At 65.9% G+C, this 24,116-nt stretch carries 25 protein-coding genes, 1 tRNA gene and 1 pseudogene; 17 read left to right on the forward strand and 10 right to left on the reverse strand.

Features of this window, described 5'->3' with window-relative positions; translation table 11 throughout:
- Positions 1–85 precede the first annotated feature (85 nt).
- Positions 86–168, reverse strand: a tRNA-Tyr gene (locus tag GFY24_RS06295).
- A 139-nt stretch (positions 169–307) separates the two neighbouring features.
- On the opposite strand from GFY24_RS06295, the gene GFY24_RS06300 reads away from it, so the two are divergent.
- Entirely contained in the window at positions 308–799 is a 492-nt protein-coding gene (locus GFY24_RS06300) for a YajQ family cyclic di-GMP-binding protein (RefSeq protein WP_194852761.1), read from the forward strand.
- Positions 800–866: 67 nt separating this feature from the next.
- Here GFY24_RS06300 and htpX read toward each other — a convergent pair whose 3' ends face one another.
- Both htpX and GFY24_RS06310 read right to left on the reverse strand, forming a co-directional pair.
- Positions 867–1,763, reverse strand: coding sequence for a zinc metalloprotease HtpX (gene htpX, locus GFY24_RS06305; RefSeq protein WP_153803976.1), 897 nt, complete (start codon positions 1,761–1,763; stop codon positions 867–869).
- A gap of 179 nt (positions 1,764–1,942) precedes the next feature.
- The gene (locus GFY24_RS06310; RefSeq protein ID WP_153803977.1) at positions 1,943–2,965 is read right to left on the reverse strand and encodes a polyprenyl synthetase family protein; all 1,023 of its coding nucleotides are present in this window, start codon (positions 2,963–2,965) and stop codon (positions 1,943–1,945) included.
- 173 nt (positions 2,966–3,138) lie between these two features.
- Between GFY24_RS06310 and GFY24_RS06315 the strand changes: the two genes are divergently transcribed.
- Together GFY24_RS06315 and GFY24_RS06320 are read left to right on the forward strand one after the other, a co-directional pair.
- Positions 3,139–4,413, forward strand: a complete 1,275-nt coding sequence (locus GFY24_RS06315; protein ID WP_153803978.1) for a geranylgeranyl reductase family protein — start codon at positions 3,139–3,141, stop codon at positions 4,411–4,413.
- Positions 4,410–4,829 (forward strand): helix-turn-helix transcriptional regulator, encoded by a 420-nt coding sequence (locus tag GFY24_RS06320; protein ID WP_153803979.1) that lies wholly within the window; start codon positions 4,410–4,412, stop codon positions 4,827–4,829. The genes GFY24_RS06315 and GFY24_RS06320 overlap by 4 nt, the downstream gene beginning before the upstream one ends.
- Positions 4,830–4,844: 15 nt before the next feature.
- Here the strand turns inward: GFY24_RS06320 and GFY24_RS06325 are convergent.
- Positions 4,845–6,191, reverse strand: a pseudogene (locus GFY24_RS06325) (purine-cytosine permease family protein); the annotation flags it as partial.
- 132 nt (positions 6,192–6,323) lie between these two features.
- On the opposite strand from GFY24_RS06325, the gene GFY24_RS06330 reads away from it, so the two are divergent.
- The gene (locus tag GFY24_RS06330; protein WP_153803980.1) at positions 6,324–6,758 is read left to right on the forward strand and encodes a VOC family protein; all 435 of its coding nucleotides are present in this window, start codon (positions 6,324–6,326) and stop codon (positions 6,756–6,758) included.
- Between the two features lie 91 nt (positions 6,759–6,849).
- Here GFY24_RS06330 and GFY24_RS06335 read toward each other — a convergent pair whose 3' ends face one another.
- Positions 6,850–7,353, reverse strand: coding sequence for a DUF2505 domain-containing protein (locus GFY24_RS06335; protein ID WP_153803981.1), 504 nt, complete (start codon positions 7,351–7,353; stop codon positions 6,850–6,852).
- Positions 7,354–7,446: 93 nt separating this feature from the next.
- Here GFY24_RS06335 and GFY24_RS06340 point away from each other — a divergent pair, with 93 nt between their 5' ends.
- The 3 genes from GFY24_RS06340 (at position 7,447) to GFY24_RS06350 (ending at position 13,343) form a co-directional block, all read left to right on the forward strand.
- Positions 7,447–7,866, forward strand: a complete 420-nt coding sequence (locus tag GFY24_RS06340; RefSeq protein WP_153804218.1) for a DUF3592 domain-containing protein — start codon at positions 7,447–7,449, stop codon at positions 7,864–7,866.
- Positions 7,867–7,958: 92 nt separating this feature from the next.
- Entirely contained in the window at positions 7,959–8,675 is a 717-nt protein-coding gene (locus GFY24_RS06345) for a demethylmenaquinone methyltransferase (protein WP_153803982.1), read from the forward strand.
- Between the two features lie 132 nt (positions 8,676–8,807).
- Positions 8,808–13,343, forward strand: a complete 4,536-nt coding sequence (locus GFY24_RS06350) for a molybdopterin-dependent oxidoreductase (RefSeq protein WP_153803983.1) — start codon at positions 8,808–8,810, stop codon at positions 13,341–13,343.
- A gap of 28 nt (positions 13,344–13,371) precedes the next feature.
- On the opposite strand, the gene GFY24_RS06355 is transcribed toward GFY24_RS06350, so the two are convergent.
- The gene (locus GFY24_RS06355; protein WP_153803984.1) at positions 13,372–14,406 is read right to left on the reverse strand and encodes an aldo/keto reductase; all 1,035 of its coding nucleotides are present in this window, start codon (positions 14,404–14,406) and stop codon (positions 13,372–13,374) included.
- A gap of 84 nt (positions 14,407–14,490) precedes the next feature.
- Between GFY24_RS06355 and GFY24_RS06360 the strand changes: the two genes are divergently transcribed.
- Positions 14,491–15,111, forward strand: coding sequence for a TetR/AcrR family transcriptional regulator (locus tag GFY24_RS06360; protein WP_153803985.1), 621 nt, complete (start codon positions 14,491–14,493; stop codon positions 15,109–15,111).
- 9 nt (positions 15,112–15,120) lie between these two features.
- The gene (locus tag GFY24_RS06365; protein WP_153803986.1) at positions 15,121–15,354 is read left to right on the forward strand and encodes a hypothetical protein; all 234 of its coding nucleotides are present in this window, start codon (positions 15,121–15,123) and stop codon (positions 15,352–15,354) included.
- 6 nt (positions 15,355–15,360) lie between these two features.
- On the opposite strand, the gene GFY24_RS06370 is transcribed toward GFY24_RS06365, so the two are convergent.
- Together GFY24_RS06370 and GFY24_RS06375 are read right to left on the reverse strand one after the other, a co-directional pair.
- Positions 15,361–15,852, reverse strand: a complete 492-nt coding sequence (locus tag GFY24_RS06370; RefSeq protein ID WP_153803987.1) for a hypothetical protein — start codon at positions 15,850–15,852, stop codon at positions 15,361–15,363.
- Positions 15,853–16,038: 186 nt separating this feature from the next.
- Positions 16,039–16,701 (reverse strand): hypothetical protein, encoded by a 663-nt coding sequence (locus GFY24_RS06375; RefSeq protein WP_309230526.1) that lies wholly within the window; start codon positions 16,699–16,701, stop codon positions 16,039–16,041.
- Positions 16,702–16,719: 18 nt separating this feature from the next.
- Between GFY24_RS06375 and GFY24_RS41010 the strand changes: the two genes are divergently transcribed.
- Both GFY24_RS41010 and GFY24_RS06380 read left to right on the forward strand, forming a co-directional pair.
- Positions 16,720–16,893, forward strand: coding sequence for a hypothetical protein (locus GFY24_RS41010; RefSeq protein WP_194852762.1), 174 nt, complete (start codon positions 16,720–16,722; stop codon positions 16,891–16,893).
- 144 nt (positions 16,894–17,037) lie between these two features.
- The gene (locus GFY24_RS06380; protein WP_153803988.1) at positions 17,038–17,301 is read left to right on the forward strand and encodes a hypothetical protein; all 264 of its coding nucleotides are present in this window, start codon (positions 17,038–17,040) and stop codon (positions 17,299–17,301) included.
- Here the strand turns inward: GFY24_RS06380 and menD are convergent, their stop codons facing one another.
- A complete protein-coding gene (menD, locus tag GFY24_RS06385; protein ID WP_309230527.1) occupies positions 17,302–18,936 on the reverse strand; it encodes a 2-succinyl-5-enolpyruvyl-6-hydroxy-3-cyclohexene-1-carboxylic-acid synthase in 1,635 nt (544 codons plus the stop codon). It abuts the gene before it with no gap.
- Between the two features lie 88 nt (positions 18,937–19,024).
- On the opposite strand from menD, the gene GFY24_RS06390 reads away from it, so the two are divergent.
- A complete protein-coding gene (locus tag GFY24_RS06390; protein ID WP_153803989.1) occupies positions 19,025–19,852 on the forward strand; it encodes a siderophore-interacting protein in 828 nt (275 codons plus the stop codon).
- A 170-nt stretch (positions 19,853–20,022) separates the two neighbouring features.
- Here GFY24_RS06390 and GFY24_RS06395 read toward each other — a convergent pair whose 3' ends face one another.
- Positions 20,023–20,469, reverse strand: a complete 447-nt coding sequence (locus tag GFY24_RS06395; RefSeq protein ID WP_309230528.1) for a DUF6918 family protein — start codon at positions 20,467–20,469, stop codon at positions 20,023–20,025.
- A 385-nt stretch (positions 20,470–20,854) separates the two neighbouring features.
- Here GFY24_RS06395 and GFY24_RS06400 point away from each other — a divergent pair, with 385 nt between their 5' ends.
- The 5 genes from GFY24_RS06400 to GFY24_RS06420 all read left to right on the forward strand — a co-directional run bounded on the left by GFY24_RS06400 (position 20,855) and on the right by GFY24_RS06420 (position 24,080).
- Complete coding sequence (locus GFY24_RS06400) at positions 20,855–21,748, forward strand: 1,4-dihydroxy-2-naphthoyl-CoA synthase (protein ID WP_309230529.1); 894 nt, start codon at positions 20,855–20,857, stop codon at positions 21,746–21,748.
- Positions 21,749–21,760: 12 nt separating this feature from the next.
- The gene (locus GFY24_RS06405; protein WP_153803992.1) at positions 21,761–22,147 is read left to right on the forward strand and encodes a VOC family protein; all 387 of its coding nucleotides are present in this window, start codon (positions 21,761–21,763) and stop codon (positions 22,145–22,147) included.
- Positions 22,148–22,221: 74 nt separating this feature from the next.
- Positions 22,222–23,424 (forward strand): anion permease, encoded by a 1,203-nt coding sequence (locus GFY24_RS06410; protein WP_309230530.1) that lies wholly within the window; start codon positions 22,222–22,224, stop codon positions 23,422–23,424.
- The gene (locus GFY24_RS06415) at positions 23,411–23,704 is read left to right on the forward strand and encodes a hypothetical protein (RefSeq protein ID WP_153803993.1); all 294 of its coding nucleotides are present in this window, start codon (positions 23,411–23,413) and stop codon (positions 23,702–23,704) included. The genes GFY24_RS06410 and GFY24_RS06415 overlap by 14 nt, the downstream gene beginning before the upstream one ends.
- A gap of 25 nt (positions 23,705–23,729) precedes the next feature.
- On the forward strand, positions 23,730–24,080 hold the full coding sequence (locus tag GFY24_RS06420) for a DUF3349 domain-containing protein (RefSeq protein ID WP_309230531.1): 351 nt from the start codon (positions 23,730–23,732) through the stop codon (positions 24,078–24,080).
- Positions 24,081–24,116 lie beyond the last annotated feature (36 nt).

The following is a 24,116-nucleotide window of genomic DNA, read 5'->3' on the forward strand; positions in this document are numbered from 1 at the left end:
TCGACAACGGCGTCGACCACACCCGGCCGGGTCACACCGAATGCACGAAACCCCCCGAGACCATCGGTCTCGGGGGGTTTCGCGGTGGCAGATGTAGGATTCGAACCTACGTAGGCTTTCGCCGACGGATTTACAGTCCGCTCCCATTGGCCGCTCGGGCAATCTGCCTGGGTACGCCTTGCAGCGCGGTGACGAGAATACATCGAACACCCGCCCCGATTGCAAACCGGCTGGAAAACGCGGTGCCGGACGGACTACCTTCGGCGAGGCAACCCCAAAATTTCCGATCTCGGACAGGAGCACAAGCGTGGCCGATTCGTCGTTCGATGTCGTCAGCAAGGTCGACCGTCAGGAGGTGGACAACGCGCTGAATATCGCGGCCAAAGAGCTGGCCACCCGCTACGACTTCCGCGGGACGGGCGCGAGCATCGAATGGTCGGGCGAGGAGAAGATCATTCTCACCGCCGACTCGGAGGACCGGGTCAAGGCCGCGCTGGATGTCTTCAAAGAGAAGCTGATTCGCCGCGATATCTCGCTCAAGGCGTTCGACGCGGGCGATCCGGCAGCCTCCGGCAAGGTGTACAAAATCACAGGCGAGCTCATTCAGGGCATCAGCACCGAGCAGGCGAAGAAGATCGCCAAGAAGATTCGCGATGACGGCCCCAAGGGCGTCAAGGCGCAGATTCAGGGCGAGGAGCTGCGCGTCAGCAGCAAGAGCCGCGATGATCTGCAGGCCGTGCAGTCGATGCTGCGCAATGGGGACTTCGAGGTCGCCCTGCAGTTCGTGAACTACCGCTAGCGGCGGAAGAGACACAAAAAACGAGGTCCGAAGCGAAAGCTTCGGACCTCGTTCCTGTTTCGACGACTCAGTACTCGTGTGGCCCCGCGGTCGGGCCGGTGGGGCCGCCCGCCATGGCTTCCAGGCGGGCGATGCGCTCCGCCATGGGCGGGTGGGTGGAGAACCAGCGCGCCATTTTGTCGCCGGCGCGGAAGGGGTTGGCGATCATCAGATGCGACTGTGCGGTCAGCTGCGGCTCCGGGGGCAGCGGGGCGGCCTGAACCCCACGTTCGAGCTTGCGGAGCGCTGACGCCAAAGCCAGGGGGTCGCCAGTGAGGGCTGCGCCGTCTTCGTCGGCTTGATATTCGCGCGAACGCGAGACGGCGAGTTTGATGAGCGCGGCCGCGATCGGGCCGAGAAGCGAAACCAGCAGGATGCCAATCACATTCGGGCCTTCACCATCACGATTGCCGCCGAAGGCGCTGGCGAAGAAGGCCAGGTTGGCGAGGCCGGAGATGACCGAGGCGAGCGCGCCGGCGACCGAGGAGATCAGGATGTCGCGGTTGTAGACATGCGAGAGTTCATGACCCAGCACCGCGCGTAGTTCACGCTCGTCGAGGATCTGCAGAATGCCGGTGGTGCAGCAGACCGCGGCATGGCGCGGACTGCGCCCGGTGGCGAAGGCATTGGGTGCGTTGGTCGGGCTGATGTACAGCCGCGGCATGGGTTGCCTTGCGGCCGTGGCCAATTCGCGCACGATGCGATAGATGACCGGCGCTTCCAGCTCCGTCACGGGCTGCGCGTGCATGGCTTTCAAAGCGAGTTTGTCGCTGTTGAAATACGCGTAGGCGTTCATGCCCACGGCCAGCAGAATCGACAGGATCAGAATCGTCGGACTGCGGAACATGGCTCCCGCGAACACGATCAGCGCCGACATGCCGACCAATAGCCCGAAGGTCTTCACGCCATTTGCGTACCCGTGCAACTGTCCCGCCTCTCCGCGTCTTCAGGCCTGCCACTACGTGCCGCGAGACTCAGTTCCAGGACTCACGCCGGGTGCCCGGCCTGTTTTGGGCGTACCCGAGGAGTTACCGCACCTCACGAAATCAGTTGTCACTTCACGTAACACCTGCTCAACGCCTCGGGTAGGCGCGAAGTTCCCCGCTAACCGACGCGTTCGATGGTGTAACGAACCAGTCGCTCCAGGGCCTCGTTGGCGGGGCCGCCGGGCAGGGCGGAGAGTTCGGCGTGCGCGATATCGGCGTAGCCCTGCAGCTTCTCCTTGGCCAGCACCATGCCGCGGGAGCGGGCGAGCAGGTCCAGGGCCTCTTCCACTTCGGCGTCGGTCTCGAGCGGGCGGGCCAGCAGTTTGCGCAGGCGGTCGCCCTCGGAGCCCTCGTCGCGCAGGGCGTAGAGGACGGGCAGGGTGTGTACGCCCTCGCGCAGATCGGTGCCGGGGGTTTTGCCGGACTGCTCGGACGCCGAGGAGATGTCGATGATGTCGTCGGAGATCTGGAAGGCGGTGCCGACCGCGTCGCCGAGCCGGGCCAGGCGCTCGACATGTTCGAGGCCCGCGCCGGAGAAGGTACCGCCGAAGCGACCCGAGGCCGCGATGAGCGAACCGGTCTTCTCCCACACCACGCGCAGGTAGTGCTCGACCGGATCCTGGGAATTGCGGGCGCCGATGGTTTCCCGCATCTGGCCGGTGACCAGTTCGGCGAAGGTTTCGGCGATGATGCGCACCGCGTCCGGGCCGAGCGTGGAGACCAGGCGCGAGGCGTGCGCGAACAGGTAGTCACCGGCCAGGATGGCGACGCTGTTCCCCCAGCGCGAATTCACGCTGGGCGCACCGCGGCGGATCGGGGCCTCGTCCATGACATCGTCGTGGTAGAGGGTGGCCAGGTGCACGAGTTCGACCACGGTACCTGCGGTGATCAGGTCCGGGCTGTCGGGATTGGGGCCGAGCTGACCGGTGAGAATGGTGAACAGCGGCCGGAATCGCTTACCGCCGGCCTTGGCCAGATGCAGCGCCGCCTCCTGCAGGAAATCCTCCCCGTCGGACAGCTCGGTGATCAGCAGGTCCTCGACTTCGACCAGACCCTTACGCACTGTTACCGCGAGCTCGGGATCGCCGAGATCCACCCCCGCCACCACCGTGCTCTCATCGCTCACAGCCGATGCGCTCATTTCATCTCCCAGTGCCGCGTCCGACCCCACGCCAAAGAACCTAGCGTGTGGACACCCAGCCCCCTATGGACACCACCGTAGTGGGATGCACAGAACACTGCAGTATGGCGTCGGCCGCCCCCAATCCGCAGCCACATCGACACCGATCTCGGTGGGCTGCAAGTATTGAGGCCATGGGTTCAGCGGAAATCGCGCCGGAGCAGGGGCACTCGTCGGATGTGCTGCCGGCGCATGCCGATGTACTGGTGGTGGGTGCCGGACCGGCGGGTTCGGCCGCGGCGGCATGGGCGGCACAGGCGGGGCGCGATGTGCTGCTCGTGGATTCGGCGGTGTTCCCGCGCGACAAGACCTGTGGTGACGGGCTGACGCCGCGCGCTACGGCGGAGCTGGAGCATCTGGGGCTCGGGGACTGGGTGCGCGCGCATACGGTCAATCACGGGCTGCGGATGGCCGGGTTCGGGCGGGAGGCGCTGCTGCCGTGGCCCAAGGGGTCGTTCCCGGTGTATGGAAGCGCTGTTCCGCGAACCGAACTCGATGACAAGCTGCGTGATACCGCGGTGAAGTTCGGTGCCCGCATGGTCGAGGGCGCGAAGGTCGTCGAGGTCGCCCGGGACGGTGATCGGGTCACCGGGGTCACCGTCAAGACCGAGGGTGGCTTGCGGGCGGTGTCCTGCAAGGTGCTGATCGTCGCCGATGGGGTGCGGTCGCCGGTCGGGAAGCTGTTGGGGCGCACCTGGCATCGCGAGTACGCGTATGGCACGGCGGCGCGGGCGTACATCAAGTCCGAGCGGCATGACGATCCGTGGATCACCTCCCATCTGGAATTGCGGGATGCGAACAATGAATTGGTGCCGGGGTACGGGTGGGTTTTCCCGCTCGGCAATGGTGAGGTCAATATCGGGGTGGGTTCACTCGCCACCGAGCAGCGGCCTTCGCATATCGCACTGAAACCGCTGCTGCAGCATTATGTTTCGCTGCGCCGGGAAGAGTGGGGTTTCGAAGGTGAAGCGCGCGCGGTGGCTTCGGCCCTGCTGCCCATGGGTGGCGCGGTTTCCCATGTGGCCGGGCGCAATTGGGCGCTGGTCGGAGACGCCGCAGGCTGTGTGAATCCGCTGAACGGCGAGGGCATCGACTACGGACTCGAAGGCGGACATATGCTTTCGGGCCTGCTGGACGAGCCCGATCTGACGCGGATCTGGCCGGAGATGCTGCGCGAACGGTACGGCCGCACCTATTCGGTGGCGCGGCGACTGGCGGCGCTCGCCACTCATCCGAAGGCGGTGCCGTTCGGCGGCCCGCCGGTGATGCGGTCGAAGCTGTTGCAGCGCACCGCCGTCCGGGTGATGGGCAATCTGGTCACCGATGAGGATGTGGATCTCACCGCCCGGTTGTGGCGAGGCGCGGGGCGCGCGTCCATGCGATTCGACAAACTGCAACCGTTCGCATGACACCCCGGCCGGTTCCCGAGGAGCTGCTCCCGCATCTGCGGCGCGCTCGGGATCTGGCCGACCGGAATTACGCGGAGCCACTGGATCTGGAGATGCTGGCGGCGGCCGCGGGGGTGTCGAAGTATCACTTCCTGCGCTGTTTCGCCGCGACCTACGGCAAGACGCCCGCGCTGTATCTGGCGGAGCGCCGCATCGAGCGGGCGCAGGATCTGTTGCGCGCCACCAATATCACCGTGACCGAGACCTGCATGATGGTCGGCTACAGCAGCCTCGGTTCGTTCAGTCGCAAATTCACCGAGTTGGTGGGAATGTCACCCTCGGAGTATCAGGCCAAGTTCGCCGCCGAGGGCGCTCCCCACATACCGGGTTGCTACATCTTCATGCACGGTCTCTCTGATCGGAAACCGCTTCTGTAGCAGCGGATTTCGTGACTACTGCGGTGGCAGGACGTGGATGCCGGTCTTGTCCGTCGACAGTGCCAGTGAGCTGATGTACTGGATTTCGCCCTCGGGTCCGGGAACCGGGGAGGCGATCATGTCCGGGCGTTCGAAGTCCATGCCGGTGATGTGGCAGGTGAGGGTCTCACCGGACGGGTTGCCGTGTTCGTCGAACATGGGGGCCTCGATACCGTCGTCGATGCGGCGCGGGTAGTACTTGCCCTTGGTGAGAATCGCCGTCGCCGGAGTCGCGAGGAAGGACACGATGACCGCGATGATCGGCGAATACGGCTTCAGGGTCTCGCCGAAGAGGCCGAAGAAGGTCATGATCGACAGCATCGCCGACAGTCCGAAGCCGATCAGGCCGACCGGGTTGTAGTCGTAGAGCATGCCGTGCCGGAACTCCGGCTGCTTGGGCGAGATCCTCAGCAGGTACTTGTTGACCGCGATATCCGTTGCGACGGTGACGATCCAGGCGATACCGCAGTTGGCGTAGAAGCCGAGAATATTGTTCAGGAAGTCGAACATATTGGCTTCCATCAGAATCAGCGCGATGAGCAGATTCAAACCGAGGAAGACCAGGCGGCCCGGGTAGTTCTTGGTGAGGCGGGTGAAGGAGTTGGTCCAGGCCAGCGAACCCGAATAGGCATTGGTCACATTGATTTTGATCTGACTGATGACCACGAGCACGACGGCCAGGGTCATGGCGAGCCAGGCGGGCATCATGTCGCGGTAGATCTCCAGGAACTGGTGTACCGGCTGGTTCGCGATGTCCTGTGCGCCGGGCAGATTCGCGATCAGGTACACCGCGAGGAACAGGCCGACGACCTGCTTGACCGCGCCGAACAGCACCCAGCCGGGGCCGGCGAGGAGCATCCAACCCCACCACTTACGCTCGTTCTCGGGGGTTTTCGGCGGCATGAAGCGCAGGTAGTCGATCTGTTCGGCGATCTGCGCGATGAGCGAGAGGCAGACACCCGCGGCGAGCAGCGCGCCGGTGAGGCTCACACCCTGGCCGTCCTTGCCACCGTACGACAGGAAGGTGCCGACCGAATCCGGGTGCCGCACCAGCAGGAACGCGAACGGCAGCACCATCAGGATGAGCCACAGCGGGGTGGTCCACACCTGCAGTTTGGTGAGCGTCTTCATGCCGTAGATGACCAGCGGGAAGATCAGCAGCGTCGACGCCAGATAGCCGAGTGGAAGTGGTACGTGCAGGCCGAGTTTCAGGCCCTACGCCATGATCGAGCCCTCGAGCGTGAAGAAGATGAAGGTGAAGGACGCGAACACCACATTGGTGACGATCGATCCCTTGTAGCCGAAGCCGCTGCCTCGGGTGATGGTTACGTCACACTCACCGCGGTTGCGGGCCGGCTCGGGTGGCGCGGGGCGCGCTATCGGGTGGCGAACCGGGCGCGCGACACCGCAATTTCGGAGAAGCGCGGCGGATGAGCGAGTCCATAGCCTTATGGCATGACGACCATTACGAACGTTTCCCTCACCACCGTCTACGTGACCGATCAGTCCGCGTCCAAGCAGTGGTATATCGACAAGCTCGGCTTCGTGGAGGTCAGCGATATCACCATGGGCGACAACGGCTTTCGCTGGGTGACGGTGGCGCATCCGGATCATCTGGAGCTGGAGGTGACGCTGATGATCCCGGGGCCGCCGCTGGATGAGAATCTGGCCGAGGCGATCCGCCGGTCCATGGCCAATGGCACGCATGGCGCGCTGGGGCTGCGAACCGAGAACTGCCAGAAGACTTTCGAGGAGCTCACCGCCGAAGGCGTGGAGTTCGTACAGCCGCCGTCCGAGCGCCCGTACGGCGTGGAGGCGATCATTCGCGACAATTCGGGCAACTGGCTCGTGCTCACCGAGCCGCGCGAGTTCGATCCGTCGCGGGGCTAGTTCGTCTTCGGAAATCCCGTAGCCGCGGGTGGGCGCGGCCACGGGGTACCCCTCGAAGGTGAGAATCAGCCTGGTTCAGGTCTTCTCGATATCAGGCGTTCTGTGCGGTGAACCAGGCCTCGACGGACTTGCGCTCACTGTTCATGACCTTCTCCAGCAGGTTCTCCGCCAGCGGCTCGATGGCGCCGCCGACCAGTGGAACCTTCACGGTTACGGTGCCCGCGGCCTCGATCTCGGAACCCTCGGCGGTGGACCGCAATTCGAAGGTGCCCGCCATCTCGGTGGTGATGCCACCGGAGGCGCCGGCGAAGGAGCCCTTGGCGATATCGCCGTCGAGTGCGCCCCAGGTGTCGGTGCGCTCGAGTACGAGGTCGCTCTTGAGGACCTTCTTGACCAGGCCGGGAATCTTGTCCTCGGGGGCTTTTTCGGTCATATGGATGCGAATGGTGCCGGGACCGTCCGGATGGGACAGTTCCAGTGTTGCGGTGGACGCGTCCGCGAAGCGGGCGTGCCACATCTCGTCATTGGTCAGTGCCCGGTGAAGCTCTTCTACCGGAACGCTGTATTGCACGGTGAAGCTGAATTTACGGGACATGGCGGCAACCGTAGTCCAGTCATGGAATAGCCTGGTGAAGTGTCGGAAACCAGCCAGTCTGTCAGCCGGGCGCAGCGCTTCCGTAAGGCTCGGATGACGGTGGCCGTGCTCGCCTGCGCGATCAGCGTGCTCGCGGCGCTGCTGGTGCTGGCGGCCTGGCGCGATGATCGGCTGATCAGTTCGGATATGGGCGTGACCAGCGGCGAAGTGCTCTCGGCGGGTCGGCTGCGCTCCGCGGTGACCTTCGTGACGCCCGATGGGGAGACCCATAATCCGAAGGTCGGTGTCCTCTATCCGACCAAACTGACTGCGGGCGAACGCATCAATGTGGAGTACATGCGCAGTGATCCGGACCTGGTTCGGGTGGCGGGTCGCGATGCGCGTGTCGCGATCATCCCGGCGGCATCGGTGATCGTGGTGACGTGGCTGGTCGCGATTCCCGTGCTGTGGCTGCTCGGCTTGCGCCCACAGCGCAAACGCCCTTGGTTCGCGGCCGTCCCGCGCCTGGACTGAGTGGAGCGGGGGAGCGCAGCGGAGGAGCGGAGGGAGGGAGGGGTGGGACTCCCCGGGCCGCGAACCCCGCCCGGAGCGAAGCGGAGGGCAAAATGGGCACCGTGAATAAAGAGCGGGAATTGGTGCGGGCCTCGTTGGACAAACAGCCGCACGAGGTTGCCTCCATGTTCGACGGGGTCGCGAAGCGATACGACCTCACCAATACGCTGATTTCCGGTGGTCAGGACCGCTATTGGCGGTGGGCGACGCGAAAAGCCTTGGCGCTGCGGCCCGGTGAGCGGGTACTGGATCTGGCGGCCGGAACCGGGGTCTCCACCCTCGAACTCTCCAAGTCCGGCGCATGGTGTGTGGCCGCCGATTTCTCGCAGGGCATGCTGGCCGCCGGGCGCTTCCGCGGGGTGCCGATGGTCGCGGGCGATGCCATGGCGCTGCCGTTCGCCGACGAGTCCTTCGACGCGGTCACCATCTCCTACGGTCTGCGCAATGTCGCCGATCCGGATCTGGCGCTGCGCGAAATGCTGCGGGTCACCAAGCCGGGCGGGCGACTGGTGGTGGCCGAGTTCTCCACCCCGACCTTCGCGCCCTTCCGGACCATCTACATGGAGTATCTGATGAAGGCGCTGCCCGCGGTGGCGCGGAAGGTCTCCAGCAATCCCGACGCCTACGTGTACCTGGCCGAATCCATTCGGGCCTGGCCGACGCAGTCGCAGCTGGCATTGCGCATCGCCGATGCGGGCTGGTCACAGGTGAAGTGGCGCAATCTCTCCGGCGGCGCGGTGGCACTGCATCGCGGCTACAAGCTGGGCTGAACACCCGCGGAGTGTCTTGTCTCACAGTGTTCGCGCACCTCACGGCGGTCGCGAACGCTTGTGAGGTGGATTGTCACCTGGCGATAACCTTCGGTAAATCCGGCGCAATCGGGGGTGACGAAGATCGGGGTTATGCCTGATTCCAGCGCTACCCCGCCGAGCATTCGAACCGCGTGCTCATACTGCGGAGTGGGCTGCGGTATCACCGTGCGGACCGCGGCCGACGCCTCGGGCGCGCAGGTGATCGCGAAGGTGAGCGGCGACAAGCTACATCCGGTGAACGCCGGACGACTGTGCACCAAGGGCGCGACGCACGCCGAGATGATGCGTGCCGACGGGCGCATGGAGTCCGCGTACCGCCGCCCCGACCGCGGGCAGCCGCCGGTACCCGTACCCGTCGACGAGGCGGTGCTGGAGGCCGCGCAGCGACTGCGCGAAATAATCGATACGCACGGACCGGATGCGGTGGCGCTGTACGTCTCCGGGCAGATGTCCATCGAAGCCCAGTATCTGGCAACCAAATTGGCCAAGGGCCACCTGCGCACCGTGCATATGGAGGCGAATTCGCGGCTGTGTATGGCCAGTGCGGCCACCGGATACAAGCAGTCGCTCGGCGCGGACGGGCCGCCGGGATCGTATGACGATATCGATCACGCCGATCTGTTCTTCGCCATCGGCGCGAATATGGCTGACTGCCATCCGATTCTGTTCCTGCGCATGGCCGATCGGCTCAAGGCGGGCGCGAAACTCATTGTGGTGGATCCGCGGCGCACCGATACCGCGGCGCGCGCGGACCTGTTCCTGCAGATCACACCGGGCACCGATCTCGCGCTGCTGAACGGGCTGCTGTATCTGCTGGTCGAAAACGGTGCCGTGGACGCCGAATTCATCGCCGAGCACACCGAGGGCTGGGAGGCGATGCCGGAATTCCTGGCCGACTACTCCCCCGACGTGGTCTCGCAATTGACCGGGGTGCCCGAGGCCGATATTCGTACCGCCGCCGAGTGGATCGGCGCGGTGGGTGAGTGGATGTCGCTGTGGACCATGGGCGTGAATCAGAGCACGCACGGCACCTGGACCAGCAATGCGATTATCAACCTGCATCTCGCGACGGGTGCGATCTGCCGGACCGGGTCCGGGCCGTTCTCGCTCACCGGGCAGCCCAATGCCATGGGCGGGCGCGAAATGGGTTATATGGGACCGGGATTGCCCGGTCAGCGCAGCCTGCTCGCGGCGGCGGATCGCGAGTTCGTCGAGCAGGCGTGGGGACTGGAGCCCGGTACTATTCGCTCCGAAGCCGGGCCCGGGACCGTCGATATGTTCCGCGGGCTCGCCGACGGGAGCATCAAGGCGTGCTGGATCGTGTGCAGCAATCCCGTTGCCTCCATGGCCAATCGGCGCACGGTGATCGCCGGGCTGGAGGCGGCGGAGCTGGTGATCGCCCAGGATGTGTACACCGATACCGCCACCAACGCGTACGCGGATCTACTGCTGCCCGCCACGCTGTGGGCGGAATCCGATGCGGTGATGGTGAATTCGGAGCGCAACCTGACACTGCTGCGGCAGTCGGTACAGCCGGTCGGGGACGCGCGACCGGATTGGCGGTTGATCGCCGATGTCGCCGGGGCCATGGGATTCAGCGGGTTCGACTTCGAATCCGCTGCCGAAATCTTCGAGGAGATAAGGCAATTCACGAATCCGGTGACCGGATATGATCTGCGCGGCATCACCTATGACGCATTGCGCGACGGGCCGATGCAGTGGCCGTGCCCGGATCCGGTGCGGCGGCGCAATCCGATTCGGTATGTGAACGACGGCGTCAGCCAGGAACTGTTCACCGCCGCCGACGGGCGGCAGCCGCGACTCGCCTTCGCTACGCCGAGCCGGCGGGCCGTCTTCTATCCACGCCCGCATCTGCTGCCCGCCGAAATGCCGGACGACGATCACCCGTTCGTGCTCAATACCGGTCGGCTGCAACATCAATGGCACACCATGACCAAGACCGGGAAGATCGCGAAACTGGTCAAACTCAATGGTGCGCCGTTCGTGGAGGTGCATCCCGAGGATGCGGCCGCACTCGATGTGCGCGACGGCGACCAGCTGGAGATCGCGTCCCGGCGCGGGCGGGCGGTGCTGCCGGTGCAGATCAGCGATCGGGTGCTGCCGGGGAATTGCTTCGCACCATTCCACTGGAATGACGAGCAGGGTGAATATCTGACCATCAATGCCGTCACCAATGACGCCGTCGATCCGGCCTCGCTGCAACCCGAGTTCAAGGCGTGTGCGGTGCGCCTGCGCAAGGTCGCGGCGGTGTCGGGTCCGGTACGGCCGGAGGACAGCAGCGCAACAGGTCCGAACGGAGCTTATTCCAGTCCGAACGGAGCCGTAGCGATTCCGAACGGAGGCTTAGAAAGTCCGTTCGGCCGTTTCCAGAAATCATTCGCAGCGGCAGCGGGTTCGACCGGCGGCGGGGCGCATCCGCTGTCGGCCATGCTCGGGTTGGAGCGGACCACCGCGCCGACCCTGAGCGAGACCGAACGGATCTACCTCGGCGGGTATCTCGCCGCACTGCAATCACTTCCGGTGACGGGGGTACCGACACTGCCGGAAACAGCGCCCCTCTCCCCCGGCAGCCGGATGTGGATCGACGGGTTGCTGGCGGGCATGTACTCACGCGGGTCGCAGTCCGAGGTGCCGGCGCAGCATCAGGTGGACGCCACACTCGGCTCCGCCACAACGGATTTCGGCCCGAGTGACAGTGCGAGTACCCGGACCGTGACGGTGCTCTGGGCATCCCAGACCGGCACGGCGGAAGAGTTGGCGGCCGCCGTCGCGACCCGGCTCACCGGCATCGGTTTCGGCCCCCGGCTACTCGATATGGACTCCGCCGAGCTCACCGACCTGACCGGCGATGTGCTCGTGATCAGCAGCACCTTCGGCGATGGTGGTCCACCGGACAACGGCTCGGACTTCTGGGATCGACTGAGCGACAGCGCACTCCGGCTGTCCGGCCTGCGTTACGCGGTCTTCGCGCTCGGCGACTCCTCCTACGACGATTTCTGCGGTCACGGCCGCAAACTCGACGAACTGCTGGCGAAACGCGGGGCGAAGCGACTGCTCCCCCGCGTCGACAGCGAACCGGATCACGAACCGCTGTCGGAACAGTGGATCGACGATGTGACGGCCGCATTGGGCAGCGCCGACCCGGGCGCAGGATGGCACGCGCCCGACTCCCCCGCACCCATCGGTGACAACACCGGCGCGAATACCACCGGCCGATCCGATTCTGGTGGATTCCGCTCCGGCACAATGGACTTCGGCGCGCATACGGCCGGCACGGCGAACTCGGAAGGATTCACCGCCGGCGCGGCAAGCTCCAGTGGTTTCGTTTCCGGGGGAACCGGTTCCGGCGGATTCGTGTCCGGGGCAACGGGTTCCGGCGGGTTCGGCCCAGCGGGTACACCCGCGAGTGATGCCGGCTCGTCCGCGGGCGGGACGCGGGGCCGGGGTGCGGGGCGGTCCTCGGTCGCGACACTGGCCACGCCGTTCACGCGTAATGCGCCGGTGCTGTCGACGCTGGTGCGTAATGAGCCGCTGTCCCGCCCGGGGTCCGGGAAAGAGGTGCGGCAGTTCGGATTCGATCTGCGGGGCCTCGGCGCGCGTTATGAGGTCGGGGATTCGCTCGGGATTCGGCCCGCCAATTGTGATGCGCTGGTGGCGGAATGGCTCGCGGTCACCGGATTGGAGGGTAACCGCGTCATCGAGGTCGATGATGCGGAGCTGACGCTGGCGGACGCGCTGCGCACCCGCTACGACATCACCAAGGTGAGTTCGGATCTGCTGTCCTTCATCGCGGAGCGCAATGCGCATCCACGACTGGCGAAACTGTTGCGCAAGGACAATCGCAATGAGCTCGAGGGGTATCTCTGGGATCGGCAGCCGGTGGATGTGCTGCGCGATTTCCCCGCCGGGGCGGATCTGGTGGAGTGGCTCGGTGTGCTGAAAAAGCTACAGCCGCGCCAGTATTCGATCTCCTCGAGTCCACTGGTGAGTCCGCACGAGGTGCAGTTGACCGTGGGTGTGGTGCGCTATGGCGAGCCGGTGACCCCGTCGGCGGCGCGGCGTGGCGGCGTCAGCTCCACCTTCCTGGCGGATCGGGCCGGGTCGAAGGTGCCGATTTTCCTGCAACGCGCACCGCATTTCCGGCCGCCGCTGGATCCGAACGCACCGATGATCATGGTCGGGCCGGGTACCGGAATCGCGCCGTTCCGAGGTTTCCTGCAGGAGCGGCGGGCGCTGGGCTGCAAGGGCCGCAATTGGCTGTTCTTCGGTGATCAGCATGCGGCGGATCACTTCTATTACCGTGCGGAACTCGAGGATATGTTCCGCTCGGGCTTCCTGACCCGGTTGGATCTGGCGTTCTCGCGGGATCAGCGGGAGCGAATCTATGTGCAGCACAGGATGATCGAGCACGGTGCGGAGTTGTGGTCGTGGCTGTGCGAGGGCGGGCATTTCTATGTCTGCGGTGATGCCGCGCGCATGGCCAAGGATGTGGACGACGCCCTCCTGAAAATCGCCCGAATTCACGGGAAATTGAGCGAGGAGGCCGCGCTGACCTTCAAGAAGCAACTGGTCGCCGAGAAACGCTACGTACGCGACGTCTACTGAAACCCGCACCGGCGCTGTACTCCGCGCCCTAGACAGCGGGCGGATTGAGGCGCGCGAAATCCGGGAGCCGGTAGTACGGGTAGTAGGGGTACGGCGGGGTGACCGCACCGGCCTTGTCGAGACGGGCGATCTGCTCGGTGTCCAGGCTCCAGCCGACCGCGCCGAGGTTCTGCCGCAGCTGCTCCTCATTGCGCGCGCCAACAATGACGGTCGCCACGGAGGGGCGGGTGAGCAGCCAGTTCAGGGCGATCTGCGGGACGGTGCGGCCGGTCTCGGCGGCCAGTTCATCGAGGACATCGACGACGTCGTAGAGCTTCTCGTCATCGACCGGCGGACCCGCCTGCGCGGTTAGATGCAACCGGCTGCCCGCCGGAAGTGGTTGTCCGCGACGGATTTTGCCGGTGAGACGGCCCCAGCCGAGCGGGCTCCACACCACCGCGCCGACACCCTGGTCGATACCGAGGGGCATGAGCTCCCATTCGTAGTCGCGGCCGACCAGCGAGTAGTAGACCTGGTGCGCGACATAGCGCGGGAAACCGTAACGGTCCGCTGCCGCAAGGGATTTCATGAGCTGCCAGCCCGCGAAATTGGATGCGCCGACATACCGAATCTTGCCAGCGCGCACCAGATCATCCAGTGCCGCAAGGGTTTCCTCGACCGGTGTGCCCGCGTCGAAGGCGTGCAGTTGGAACAGATCGATGCGGTCGGTGCCGAGCCGGGACAGTGCACCCTCCACTGCGCGGATGAGGCGGGCGCGACCGGAACCGGCGTCGTACGGTCCGGGGCCGGTGGGCAGTGCTGCCTTGGTGGAGATGAGCAGATTATCGCGGCGTCCCCGAATCGCTTCTCCGAGAACCTCTTCCGACGCGCCATTGGAGTAGACGTCCGCGGTGTCGAACATGGTGACACCCGATTCCAGGCTGATATCCACCAGGCGGCGGGCCTGTCGCGCGTCGGTGTCGCCCCAGGCGCTGAAGAGTTCCCCGCGACCACCGAAGGTGCCCGCGCCGAAGCTCAAAGCCGGAACCATGAGACCTGATGCGCCGAGTCGACGGTGTTCCATTGCGCCACTCCTAACGGGACTACGGTTTCATTAACAAACCAGACGATACACTCACTCCGGCACAAATGGAACTGGAGGCCCATTATGGAGCAGGACCCGACCACTCCCGGCTCGATCCGCCCGGGTGGGCGCACCGCCCGCGTCCGCGACGCGGTACTGCGCGCCGCCGGGGATCTGCTCGCCGAACGCGGTTTCGCGCACCTGGATCCGAGCGAGGTGGCCACCCGCGCGGAGGTCGGCAAGACCACCGTCTACCGCCGCTGGCGCACCCCCGCCGGACTGGTCGCCGACCTGCTCGTCGACATGGCGGAAACCTCACTGCCGCACAGTGATACGGGTTCGCTGCGGGGGGATCTGTGCGCCAATGCCGAACTGGTGGCGAACACCCTCACCGATCCGCGCCAAGGCCGCCTGTTCCGCGCGCTCATCGCCGCCGCCACCACCGATGACACCGCGGCCACCGCGCTGCACGCCTTCTACGACACCCGGCTCACCGAATGGTCGCCCTGTATCGAATCCGCCATTACCAGAGGTGAAGTCCCACCCGGCACCGATCCCCGCGCCGTCCTGTCGGCGGTCTCGGCGCCCCTCTACTACCGCCTACTGACCAGCGGTTCGCCACCGGGCGAAAGTACCGTCATCGCCGCCGTCGAATCCGCCGTAATCGCCGCTCAGTCAGGGGTTTTCGTTACCTTGGCACCGTAGAATCGATAGATGAAGGGTGATCGCGTGGAGATTGTCGTCGATACCGGCGACGGTTCCCGGAATTACGAAGTGATAGCCAGCCGAGCGGGTCGTCGGGTAGAAGTGCGGATTGCCCGCGGGGTGGTCGAAGTCAGTGAGGTGACGCGGACGGGTACGGCCGTGCGCACCGCCCGGTTCATCTCGAGCCGGGTGCTGGCGCTGGTGGAACATCCCGCGGACAAAGGGCCGCTCGATGGGGAGTAGGCGGTGTCAGCGGGTGAGCATCAGCGGCTGCTGGGGTAGCAGGTCCACCAGGGCGACCAGGTCACCGTAGGGGATGGAGCCGTTGGCGAAGCGATGTGCCATGCGCGCCAATGTGGTTCGCGCACCGTATTTGATCCGCATGCCGTCCTGCATGCGTGCGGCCAACTGGGCGTCACCGACAACCCGGGCGATTCCATAATGTTGCCGCGATCCGAGCGCGGGTCGCCCACGCCAGTCTCCCGACTGAATCACCACCCGGCTGTCGTCGGCCAATTGCTGCGCCTCCGCACCATAGGAGGACAACAGGAAGGCCAGCCGGCCGAACTCGGCGGGCACCACCAGATGCGGTGTGGTGGCCATCGTCCCCGGCCCGACGGACCTGGTCACCAGCACGGACTTCGCATCCCACCACAGCGAGCCCTCATACCAGGGACTGGAACCGCCATGCGGCGTATCGAGCGTTGGTTGAACGGCTTCCGGCACACTACGCGATTCCATTCCCACGAGGACTCCAAATCAGTTGTCGTGCGGTACCTTTCGAATCCAATCCAGATCCAAATTGGTGACAGCGCGACAATTCCCCAGGTGACGAGATCGGTGAACCGCCGCAATTGTCCCGATCACGAGGTTAGCGATATCGCCCGCCTCGTGCCATAACGCCAGTTCAGGCCGTTTCCGGCGGCGCTATGCGACCGCGCCGGACATCTCCACCACAATTTCCCCGCCGAGGTGATACCCCTGCTCCAATTGCAGTTTGTCACCACTCCAAAATCGGCCCGGGTCATACCAATTCGGACGTTTGGCGGGCAGTAAACCCATGCCCTGATAGGTCATGGCGACGATCTCCGCGCAGTACGCGTTCTCCAGCCCGGCCTGCTCGGACTCGGCCTGCTTCAACCGCTTCGGCAGCGGCACCCGGCCCCGCACCCATCGCCCCGCCAGCGCGCTGGTGGACGGAAACGGCATACCGTCCAGCCGCGCGACCACCCGCAACGCCGCATCCTCCATCTCGCGCGTCACCGGCCGATCCAATTGCCGCAGCCACCCCTGCTGCCCGTACTCCCGCGACCACCGCAGCACCGCGGCCCGCAGATCATGCAGCTGCGCTCCCCGATGATGATTCCCCGACCAGACATCCGGCAGCGCCCGCCCGAGCTCGGCATGCCACATGAGCGCGGGCAGATCGTCGATGACGATCGCCATCCCCACATGATTCACCGGACTGTTGGTCAATCCCCGAATCGCCCGATCCGCCCCCGAATGCCCGCGAAACAGCCATAAATCCCCGGTCCGGGTCAGCTCCACCGCTTCGTCCAACCCGACACTTCCAAGCGCTCCACGTGACACGCCAACTACCCTAAGCCCATGCGCCTCTGGAAGATATTGGGCCTGGCCGGTGCCGCAGGTGTAGCCGCGACCGGCGTGGTCATAGTCCGCTCCGAACGCAAACGCCGCGCCTACACCCCCGATCAGGTCCGCGACCGCCTGCACACCCGCCTCACCGCCCCCTCCGACCCCGAGCCCCCATCACCGCAATGACCACGGCCCGTTGGCCGTACTCCCCGCCACCACCCGCCGGCCGACCGCCTCGGACGACCCGGTTGCCGAGCCGGGCATTCCGGAGCATCCTCGGTAGTGCCCGACTTCACCCGGCTCTGCCGATACGGAGGAGAGGAGCATCCGATGACCGAGCGTATTGATGATGTGCCCGAGGCCGACTTCGTCGAGCAGCACACAACCGCATTTCCCGGCGACGCCGCCTATCCGGACGCGGACGCCTATCCGGACAAGGATGTACTGGCGGACACCTTGCTGGAGGCCGATTCCGAACTCACCCCACTCACCTCAGGGAACAGCGGATGGACGGCCGACGAGGGCGACCTCGTCGAGCAGTCGATCCCCGTCCCGCTGGACGACGATTACGAGGACGGCGCCACCGGATACTGATCAGTTGGCTATGCCCGCGCGGACGGTGGCGTGGAGTTCTCGGAGGCTGGAGCGTTCGGTGGCCACCTCCAGAACTCGGATGCCGTGGGCGTTCTCGGTAAGGGCCACAGCGAGTTCCGTCGGATCGAGTTGGCGGTGCGGGACCCGGTAGGCGGCGCAGAGGGCAGCGAGGTCCATACCGTGGGGGGTGCCGAAGACTCGTTCGAAGACGCCCGCGTATTGGGGGTCGCCCTGTTCCAGGAGTTCGAAGATGCCGCCGCCGTCGTCGTTGGCCACCACGATGGTGAGGTCTTCGGGGCGGGGTTCGCCGGGGCCTACGAGCAGGCCGGAAGCGTCGTGCAGGAAGGTCAGGTCGCCCATGAGGGCTATCGTCCGGCCGGGGTGGGTCAGGGCCGCGCCTACCGCCGCGGAGACCGTGCCGTCGATTCCGGCTACGCCGCGGTTGGAGAGGACTCGGATGCCGGGGCGGGGGTGCGAGACCAGGGCCGAGTCGCGGACCGGGTTGGAGGCGCCGAGCAGGAGTTGATCGCCCTCGCGGAGGGCGTCCATTACTACGGCGGCCACGTGCAGGCCGGTGGGTTTGGGGTGACCTGCCAGTTCGGCTCGAACCACCGCGACGGCTTTTTCGTTCAGGTCACGGCATTGGTCGAGCCATTCGGTGCGCGGCTTGCCGTAGGTGACGGCGCGGGTGCCGGTGCCGACCACATTGCCGGAGACATCGGGCCAGCGGGGGCCGGTGGTCAGCGCGTAGACGGTTACCTCGGGGTCCGCGAGGATGTTGGAGACCTGGCGGTGCAGGGTGGGGCGGCCCGTGATGATGGCCTGTTTCGGTTTCAGCAGGCCCAGCGCCAACGGATGCAGCGGCGGGCCGTGCATGGGGGCGGTGGGTTCGGCGACCGTGGGCAGGGCGGCGAGTTCGGGACGGTGGCCCGCGCCGTGGCCGGAGATGACCACCGTGTCCTGGCTCAGGTCGATATCGAGGGGGACGTCCAGGGTCGCGTATTGCGTTGCGGTCCAAGGGCGGTCGCCGGGGCGGCCGGGAGGGAGCGGATCCCCGGCGGCCATATCGGGGACCAGGGGTTCGCGCAGCGGGATGTCGAAGTGCACGGGCCCGGCATTACCGGAGCGGGTGCCACGCGCGGCGGCCAGCACGCGGCAGACGGCCGAGCGCCAGACACTGTTCTGGCTGGGGTAGAGGTCTGCGCCGGGCTCGGTCTCGGCGAGGCCGAGGCTGATGGTGGCGCGGACCTGACTGCCGAAAAGACCGAACTGTTCGACGGTCTGATTGGCGCCGGTGCCGAGCATGTCGTACGGCCGGTTCGCGCTGAGCACGATCAGAGGCATGCGCGCGTAATTGGCTTCGAGTACGGCGGGGCCGAGATTGGCGACCGCGGTCCCGGAGGTCATGACCACCGGAACGGGCCGGCCGCTGGACGCGGTGAGACCGATGGCCAGGAATCCGGCGCTGCGTTCGTCGATGCGCATATGCAGGCGGATCCGCCCGGCGGCGTCGGCGGCCTGTAATGCGAAGGCCAGTGGGGCATTTCGCGATCCCGGGCACAGGACCACGTCTCGCACACCGCCGCGCGCGAGTTCGTCGACGACGACGTGCGCCTGTGCTGTCGAAGGGTTCACCCTCCCAGCCTCTCAGACAGTCGATATTCGCGCTGCGTCAGCCCGCTCACATCCGGTTCGTAAAGTTAGGCTTTGCTAACCTAAGCCAATGTCGAAGCGACCCAAATACGTCAAGCCCGAACATCGGGAGATCCGCAGCGCCCGGGTACTGGCGAGCAAACGGATCAGCCCCAATTTCGTGCGCGTCACGCTGGGTGGGGACGGGCTGGCGGGCTTCACCGCCATGGGGTTCGACCAGTGGTTCCGGCTCTTCCTGCCCGGCAAGGACGGCAGCCTGAAGCTCCCCACCTCCGCGAGCAGCCTGGGCTGGTACGCGCAGTACCTCATGATGGGCAAGGAGCACCGGCCGCTGGTGCGCAATTACACGGTGCGCGATTACCGCGCCGCGGGCTTCGGCGAATTCGGCAGCACCGCCGAGATCGATATCGACTTCTACTCACACGGGGATGACAGCCCGGCCTCGGCCTGGGCGACCGGCGCGACCCCCGGCGACAAGGTGGGGCTGCTGGACGAGGGCATCACCTACCAGGCCCCCGACCACACCGAATGGTCGCTACTGGTGGGTGACGAGAGCGCGGTCCCCGGTATCGCCGGCATTCTGCGGTCCGCGCCGCGCACGCTCGAAGGCGCCGCGTACCTGGAGATCTCGCACCCCGAGGACCGGCAGGAGCTGGGCGAACCCGAAGGCGTGCAGGTGAATTGGCTGGTCCGCACCGACCCGCAAGCCCCGACGGGCGTACTGGTCACCGATGCGGTGCGCCGCGCGGAACTGCCGGCGAAGAGCATCTACGGCTTCCTCGCGGGCGAACAGAAACTGACGGCGGGAGTGCGGCGGCACCTGACACAGGACCGCGAAATCCCCAAGGCGGACATCACATTCACCGGTTACTGGCGAGTTGGTAAGGCCGCAGGCTGAATCCAGCCAGTTCGTGGCCCGGCTCGGTTCTGGAGCGACCGGAGGGTGCGACGAAGGAGTGCCCGGAGGGAGTGAAGAACCGAGCTCACAGGGCCACGAACCCGCCGGAGCGAAGCGGAGGCCAAGGATGCAGCCCGCGGCCCGTTATGGGCCGCGGACCGGTCAGTTGATCAACCAGCGTGACGCTGGATCAGCGCACCGACGCGCGGAAGCGCCTCTCCCACATGCTTCTTCGCCGAAGACCGCATGGAGTTGTAGACCTTGGTCAGCGCGGGACGCGAAGACGCCGAGGCACGCTCGTCGGTGACCGAGAGCAGCGCCTCGGAGACCTCATCCTGCTTGGAGACCAGCAGGTCCGCGAACGAACCGGCGCCGGACGCCTGGTACTCGGACCAGAACGGCTCGAGCGAAGCCACGAACTTCGGGATGAAGGACTCCAGCGCATCGCCGACGATGGTCGGGCTGACCTTCTTCACCGCGGCGTAGCCGCCCTTCACGGCAAGTCCCGACGCGCCGCCCTTGTCCGACACCTCAGCATCCAGGACCTCTTTGGCGTCGGCCAGGAAGGCCGGACGCTTGGCGTCATCGAGCAGGGATTCAGACAGTGCTGCAACCACTTTCAGGTTCCTCCGGATAGTTTTTCGATGAACGAGCGCATGGAACTATACGCATCGTGTTCCCCACGCACACGATGCCGATAGGCCTTTGCTGCCTGGGCAGCAACTGCACTGTAAAGCAGCCGCAATCGGTTGGCAGCGTTTCAGTTTCGCGATGTTAACCCGGTCGCTCGACCATCTCGCGCACCCAGAATCGAAGTTCGCTGCATATCCGCCTGGTAATGGCGTATCCGGAGGCGAGATCTGATCTCGCGCCGCCAGGGGTAACTCCCGGGGTACGCCCAGAACTTGCGGTGTGCCCAGCTGCCACCGCGGTGCACAGATGTCGCGGCACCCAGGCTGCCGCCCGAAGTCTCGGGGAGGCGGCTAGCGCTATGTTTTGGCTGTGACCTTCAATGAAGCGCTGTGGCAGCCCGTCCCGGGATTCAAGGACCTCACCGACATCACCTACCACCGGCATGTCGAACAGGGCACGGTTCGAATCGCCTTCGACCGCCCCGAAGTACGCAATGCCTTCCGCCCGCACACCGTCGACGAGTTGTACCGCGCCCTCGATCACGCGCGCATGACCTCCGATGTGGGTGCGGTCCTGCTGACCGGGAACGGCCCGAGCCCCAAAGACGGTGGCTGGGCGTTCTGCTCGGGTGGCGATCAGCGGATTCGCGGGCGCAGCGGCTACCAGTACGCCGAGGGCGAGACCGCGGATACCGTCGATCCGGCGCGCGCGGGGCGACTGCACATTCTCGAGGTGCAGCGGCTCATCCGGTTCATGCCGAAGGTCGTCATCGCGCTGGTGAACGGCTGGGCGGCGGGCGGCGGGCACAGCCTGCACGTCACCTGCGACCTCACCCTGGCCAGCCGTGAGCATGCGAAGTTCAAGCAGACCGATGCCGATGTGGGCTCCTTCGACGGTGGCTACGGCAGCGCCTACCTCGCGAAGATGGTGGGGCAGAAGCGCGCTCGCGAGATCTTCTTCCTGGGCCGGCCGTACACCGCCGAGGAGATGCACTTCATGGGCGCGGTCAACGCGGTCGTGGAGCACGCCGAACTGGAGAACGTGGCCCTGGAGTGGACCGCCGAAATCCTCGGCAAGTCCCCGCAGGCGATCCGCATGCTCAAGTACGCGTTCAACCTGAGCGATGACGGACTGGTCGGTCAGCAGCTGTTCGCCGGTGAGGCCACCCGCCTCGCCTACATGACCGACGAGGCCGTCGAAGGCCGCGACTCGTTCCTGCAGAAGCGTGACCCGGACTGGTCTCCGTACCCGTACTACTTCTGACACCCTGAAGTCATGGAGATCTTGAGCAGTCGCCTGATCCTGCGGCCGGTCGACTATCAGCGGACGTTGGAGTTCTATCGGGACACGTTGGGATTGGCGATTGCCCGGGAGTATCCAGGGGGCACGGTCTTCTTCGCGGGGCAGTCTTTGCTCGAGGTCGCGGGGCATGGGCGCGGGGAGGGGCCGGCGGGGTTCGCGGGGGCGATCTGGCTACAGGTGCGCGACTGTGCGGACGCTGCTGCCGAGCTCGCCATGCGCGGAGTCGTCATCGATCGCGGACCGACTCGCGAACCGTGGGGTCTGATCGAAATGTGGGTGCGCGATCCCGATGACGTGCCGATCGTGCTGGTGCAGATTCCAGCGGACCACCCGATCCGGCGCGACAGCCGAAAGCCTTAGCACGGGAGTAGCTGTGAGGCGCGTCGGGGGCACCGGTTAACACAGCGTGAACTCCGTACCGCAAACTGGACGGCGTGTCTGCCGAACTGCTCGTTCTGCTGATCGTTGTTCTCACGGCCCTGGTATTCGACTTCACCAACGGATTCCACGACACCGCGAACGCGATGGCCACCTCGATCGCCACCGGTGCGCTCCCCCCGCGAACAGCCGTACTCCTTTCCGGCGGGCTCAATCTCGTAGGCGCGTTCCTCAGCGTCGCGGTCGCCGCGACCGTCGCCGAGGGCATTGTCGACCTCTCCGAGGTGAGTGGGCGTGCCCTGCTCGACATTGTCTTCGCCGGTCTGGTCGGCGGCATTCTGTGGAATCTGTTCACCTGGCTGTTGGGTTTGCCGTCGAGTTCCTCGCACGCGCTGTTCGGCGGTCTGATCGGCGCCACCATCGCCGCGCTCGGCTGGGACGGGGTGATCTGGGCATCGGGCAGCAAGGGCGTGCTCGCCAAGATCATCATTCCGGCATTGGCCGCGCCCATCGTGGCCGCGCTGGTCGCCGCGCTCGGCTCCTGGGCGGTGTACCGGATCACCAGCCGCAGCAATGGCAAGACCGTGGAGAACGGATTCCGCTGGGGCCAGATCGGTTCCGCCTCCCTGGTCTCGCTCGCGCACGGCACCAATGACGCGCAGAAGACCATGGGCATCATCTTCCTGGCGCTCATCGCGCACGGCTCCGCCGAGGCCAGCGATCCGCTGCCGTTGTGGGTGATCGTGTCCTGCGCTGTCGCCATCGCGCTGGGCACCTGCCTGGGTGGCTGGCGCATTATTCGCACGCTCGGCAAGGGCCTGGTCGATATCGCGCCGCCGCAGGGTTTCGCGGCCGAATCCACCAGTGCCGCGATCATTCTCACCTCGGCGCACTTCGGTCTGCCGCTCTCCACCACACAGACGGTGACCGGATCCATTCTGGGTTCGGGTATCGGACGGCCCGGCGCGGAGGTGCGCTGGGGTGTGCTCGGCCGCATGGTGGTGGCATGGGTGCTGACGCTGCCGCTGGCCGGTGTGGTCGGAGCGATCTGCTGGGGCATTCTGCACGCCATCGGCGGTACCGCCGGCGTACTGGTCGTTTTCGCGTTGCTGATCGCCATGGCCACGCTGATCTGGCGGCGTTCCAAGCGGGCTCCGGTCAATTCGCACAATGTGAATGCCGACTGGCAGGACGAGCACACCGCCGCGCCCGGCCCGGCGCGCAGCGATGACCACACCGTCGGCAATGGAATCGGATAGGAGCGACGCCGTGCACACCTTCCTGTCCAATATCAGCGATCTGTGGCGGGTCACCCTGGCCGCCTTGGTCTTCGGGGCCGGACTGCCCGTCGTGTTCGCGCTCGGTATCCGCTATCGCGCCCGGATCGACGACGGCGCCACCGGTTCCGCGCGGACCGTGGCCGTCGCGGTCTCCGCGCTCTGCTTCGCCGTGGTCATGATCGCGGTGGTGGCCGGTGTGCTGTTCATCGCACGCGGCTTCCTCGCCACCCGGCTCGGCATCCATCTGCTCGGCGCCTGACGCCACGGGACAGAAAGGCACGCTGGTGACCACTCCGGAACAGCCGAACCCCGAGACGGCACGCACCGCGCCGCACTCGAATGTGCTGCAGAAAGTCCTGGACTGGCTCAAAGCCGGGTATCCGCAGGGCATTCCGCAATCGGACTACGTGGCGCTGCTCGCGGTCCTGCACCGGCGGCTCACCGATTACGAGGTGCAGCTGGTGGTGGAGGAGCTCGTCCGCGAGCGCGTCGCCACCGGTGAGATCGAACGCACCGAGATCGAGGCCGCCATTTCCCGAGTTGCCAAGGAGCAACCCGGCGAGGACGATATCGCTCGAGTGGCCTCCCGGCTGGCAGCCGGTGGATGGCCGCTGGCGACACCGACGTCCGACTGACCGACCGACCGACCACCATCGACCCCCGGCCGCGGA

Origin of the sequence: Nocardia sp. SYP-A9097, assembly GCF_009649815.1 — a bacterium.
Classification (GTDB): Bacteria; Actinomycetota; Actinomycetes; order Mycobacteriales; family Mycobacteriaceae; genus Nocardia.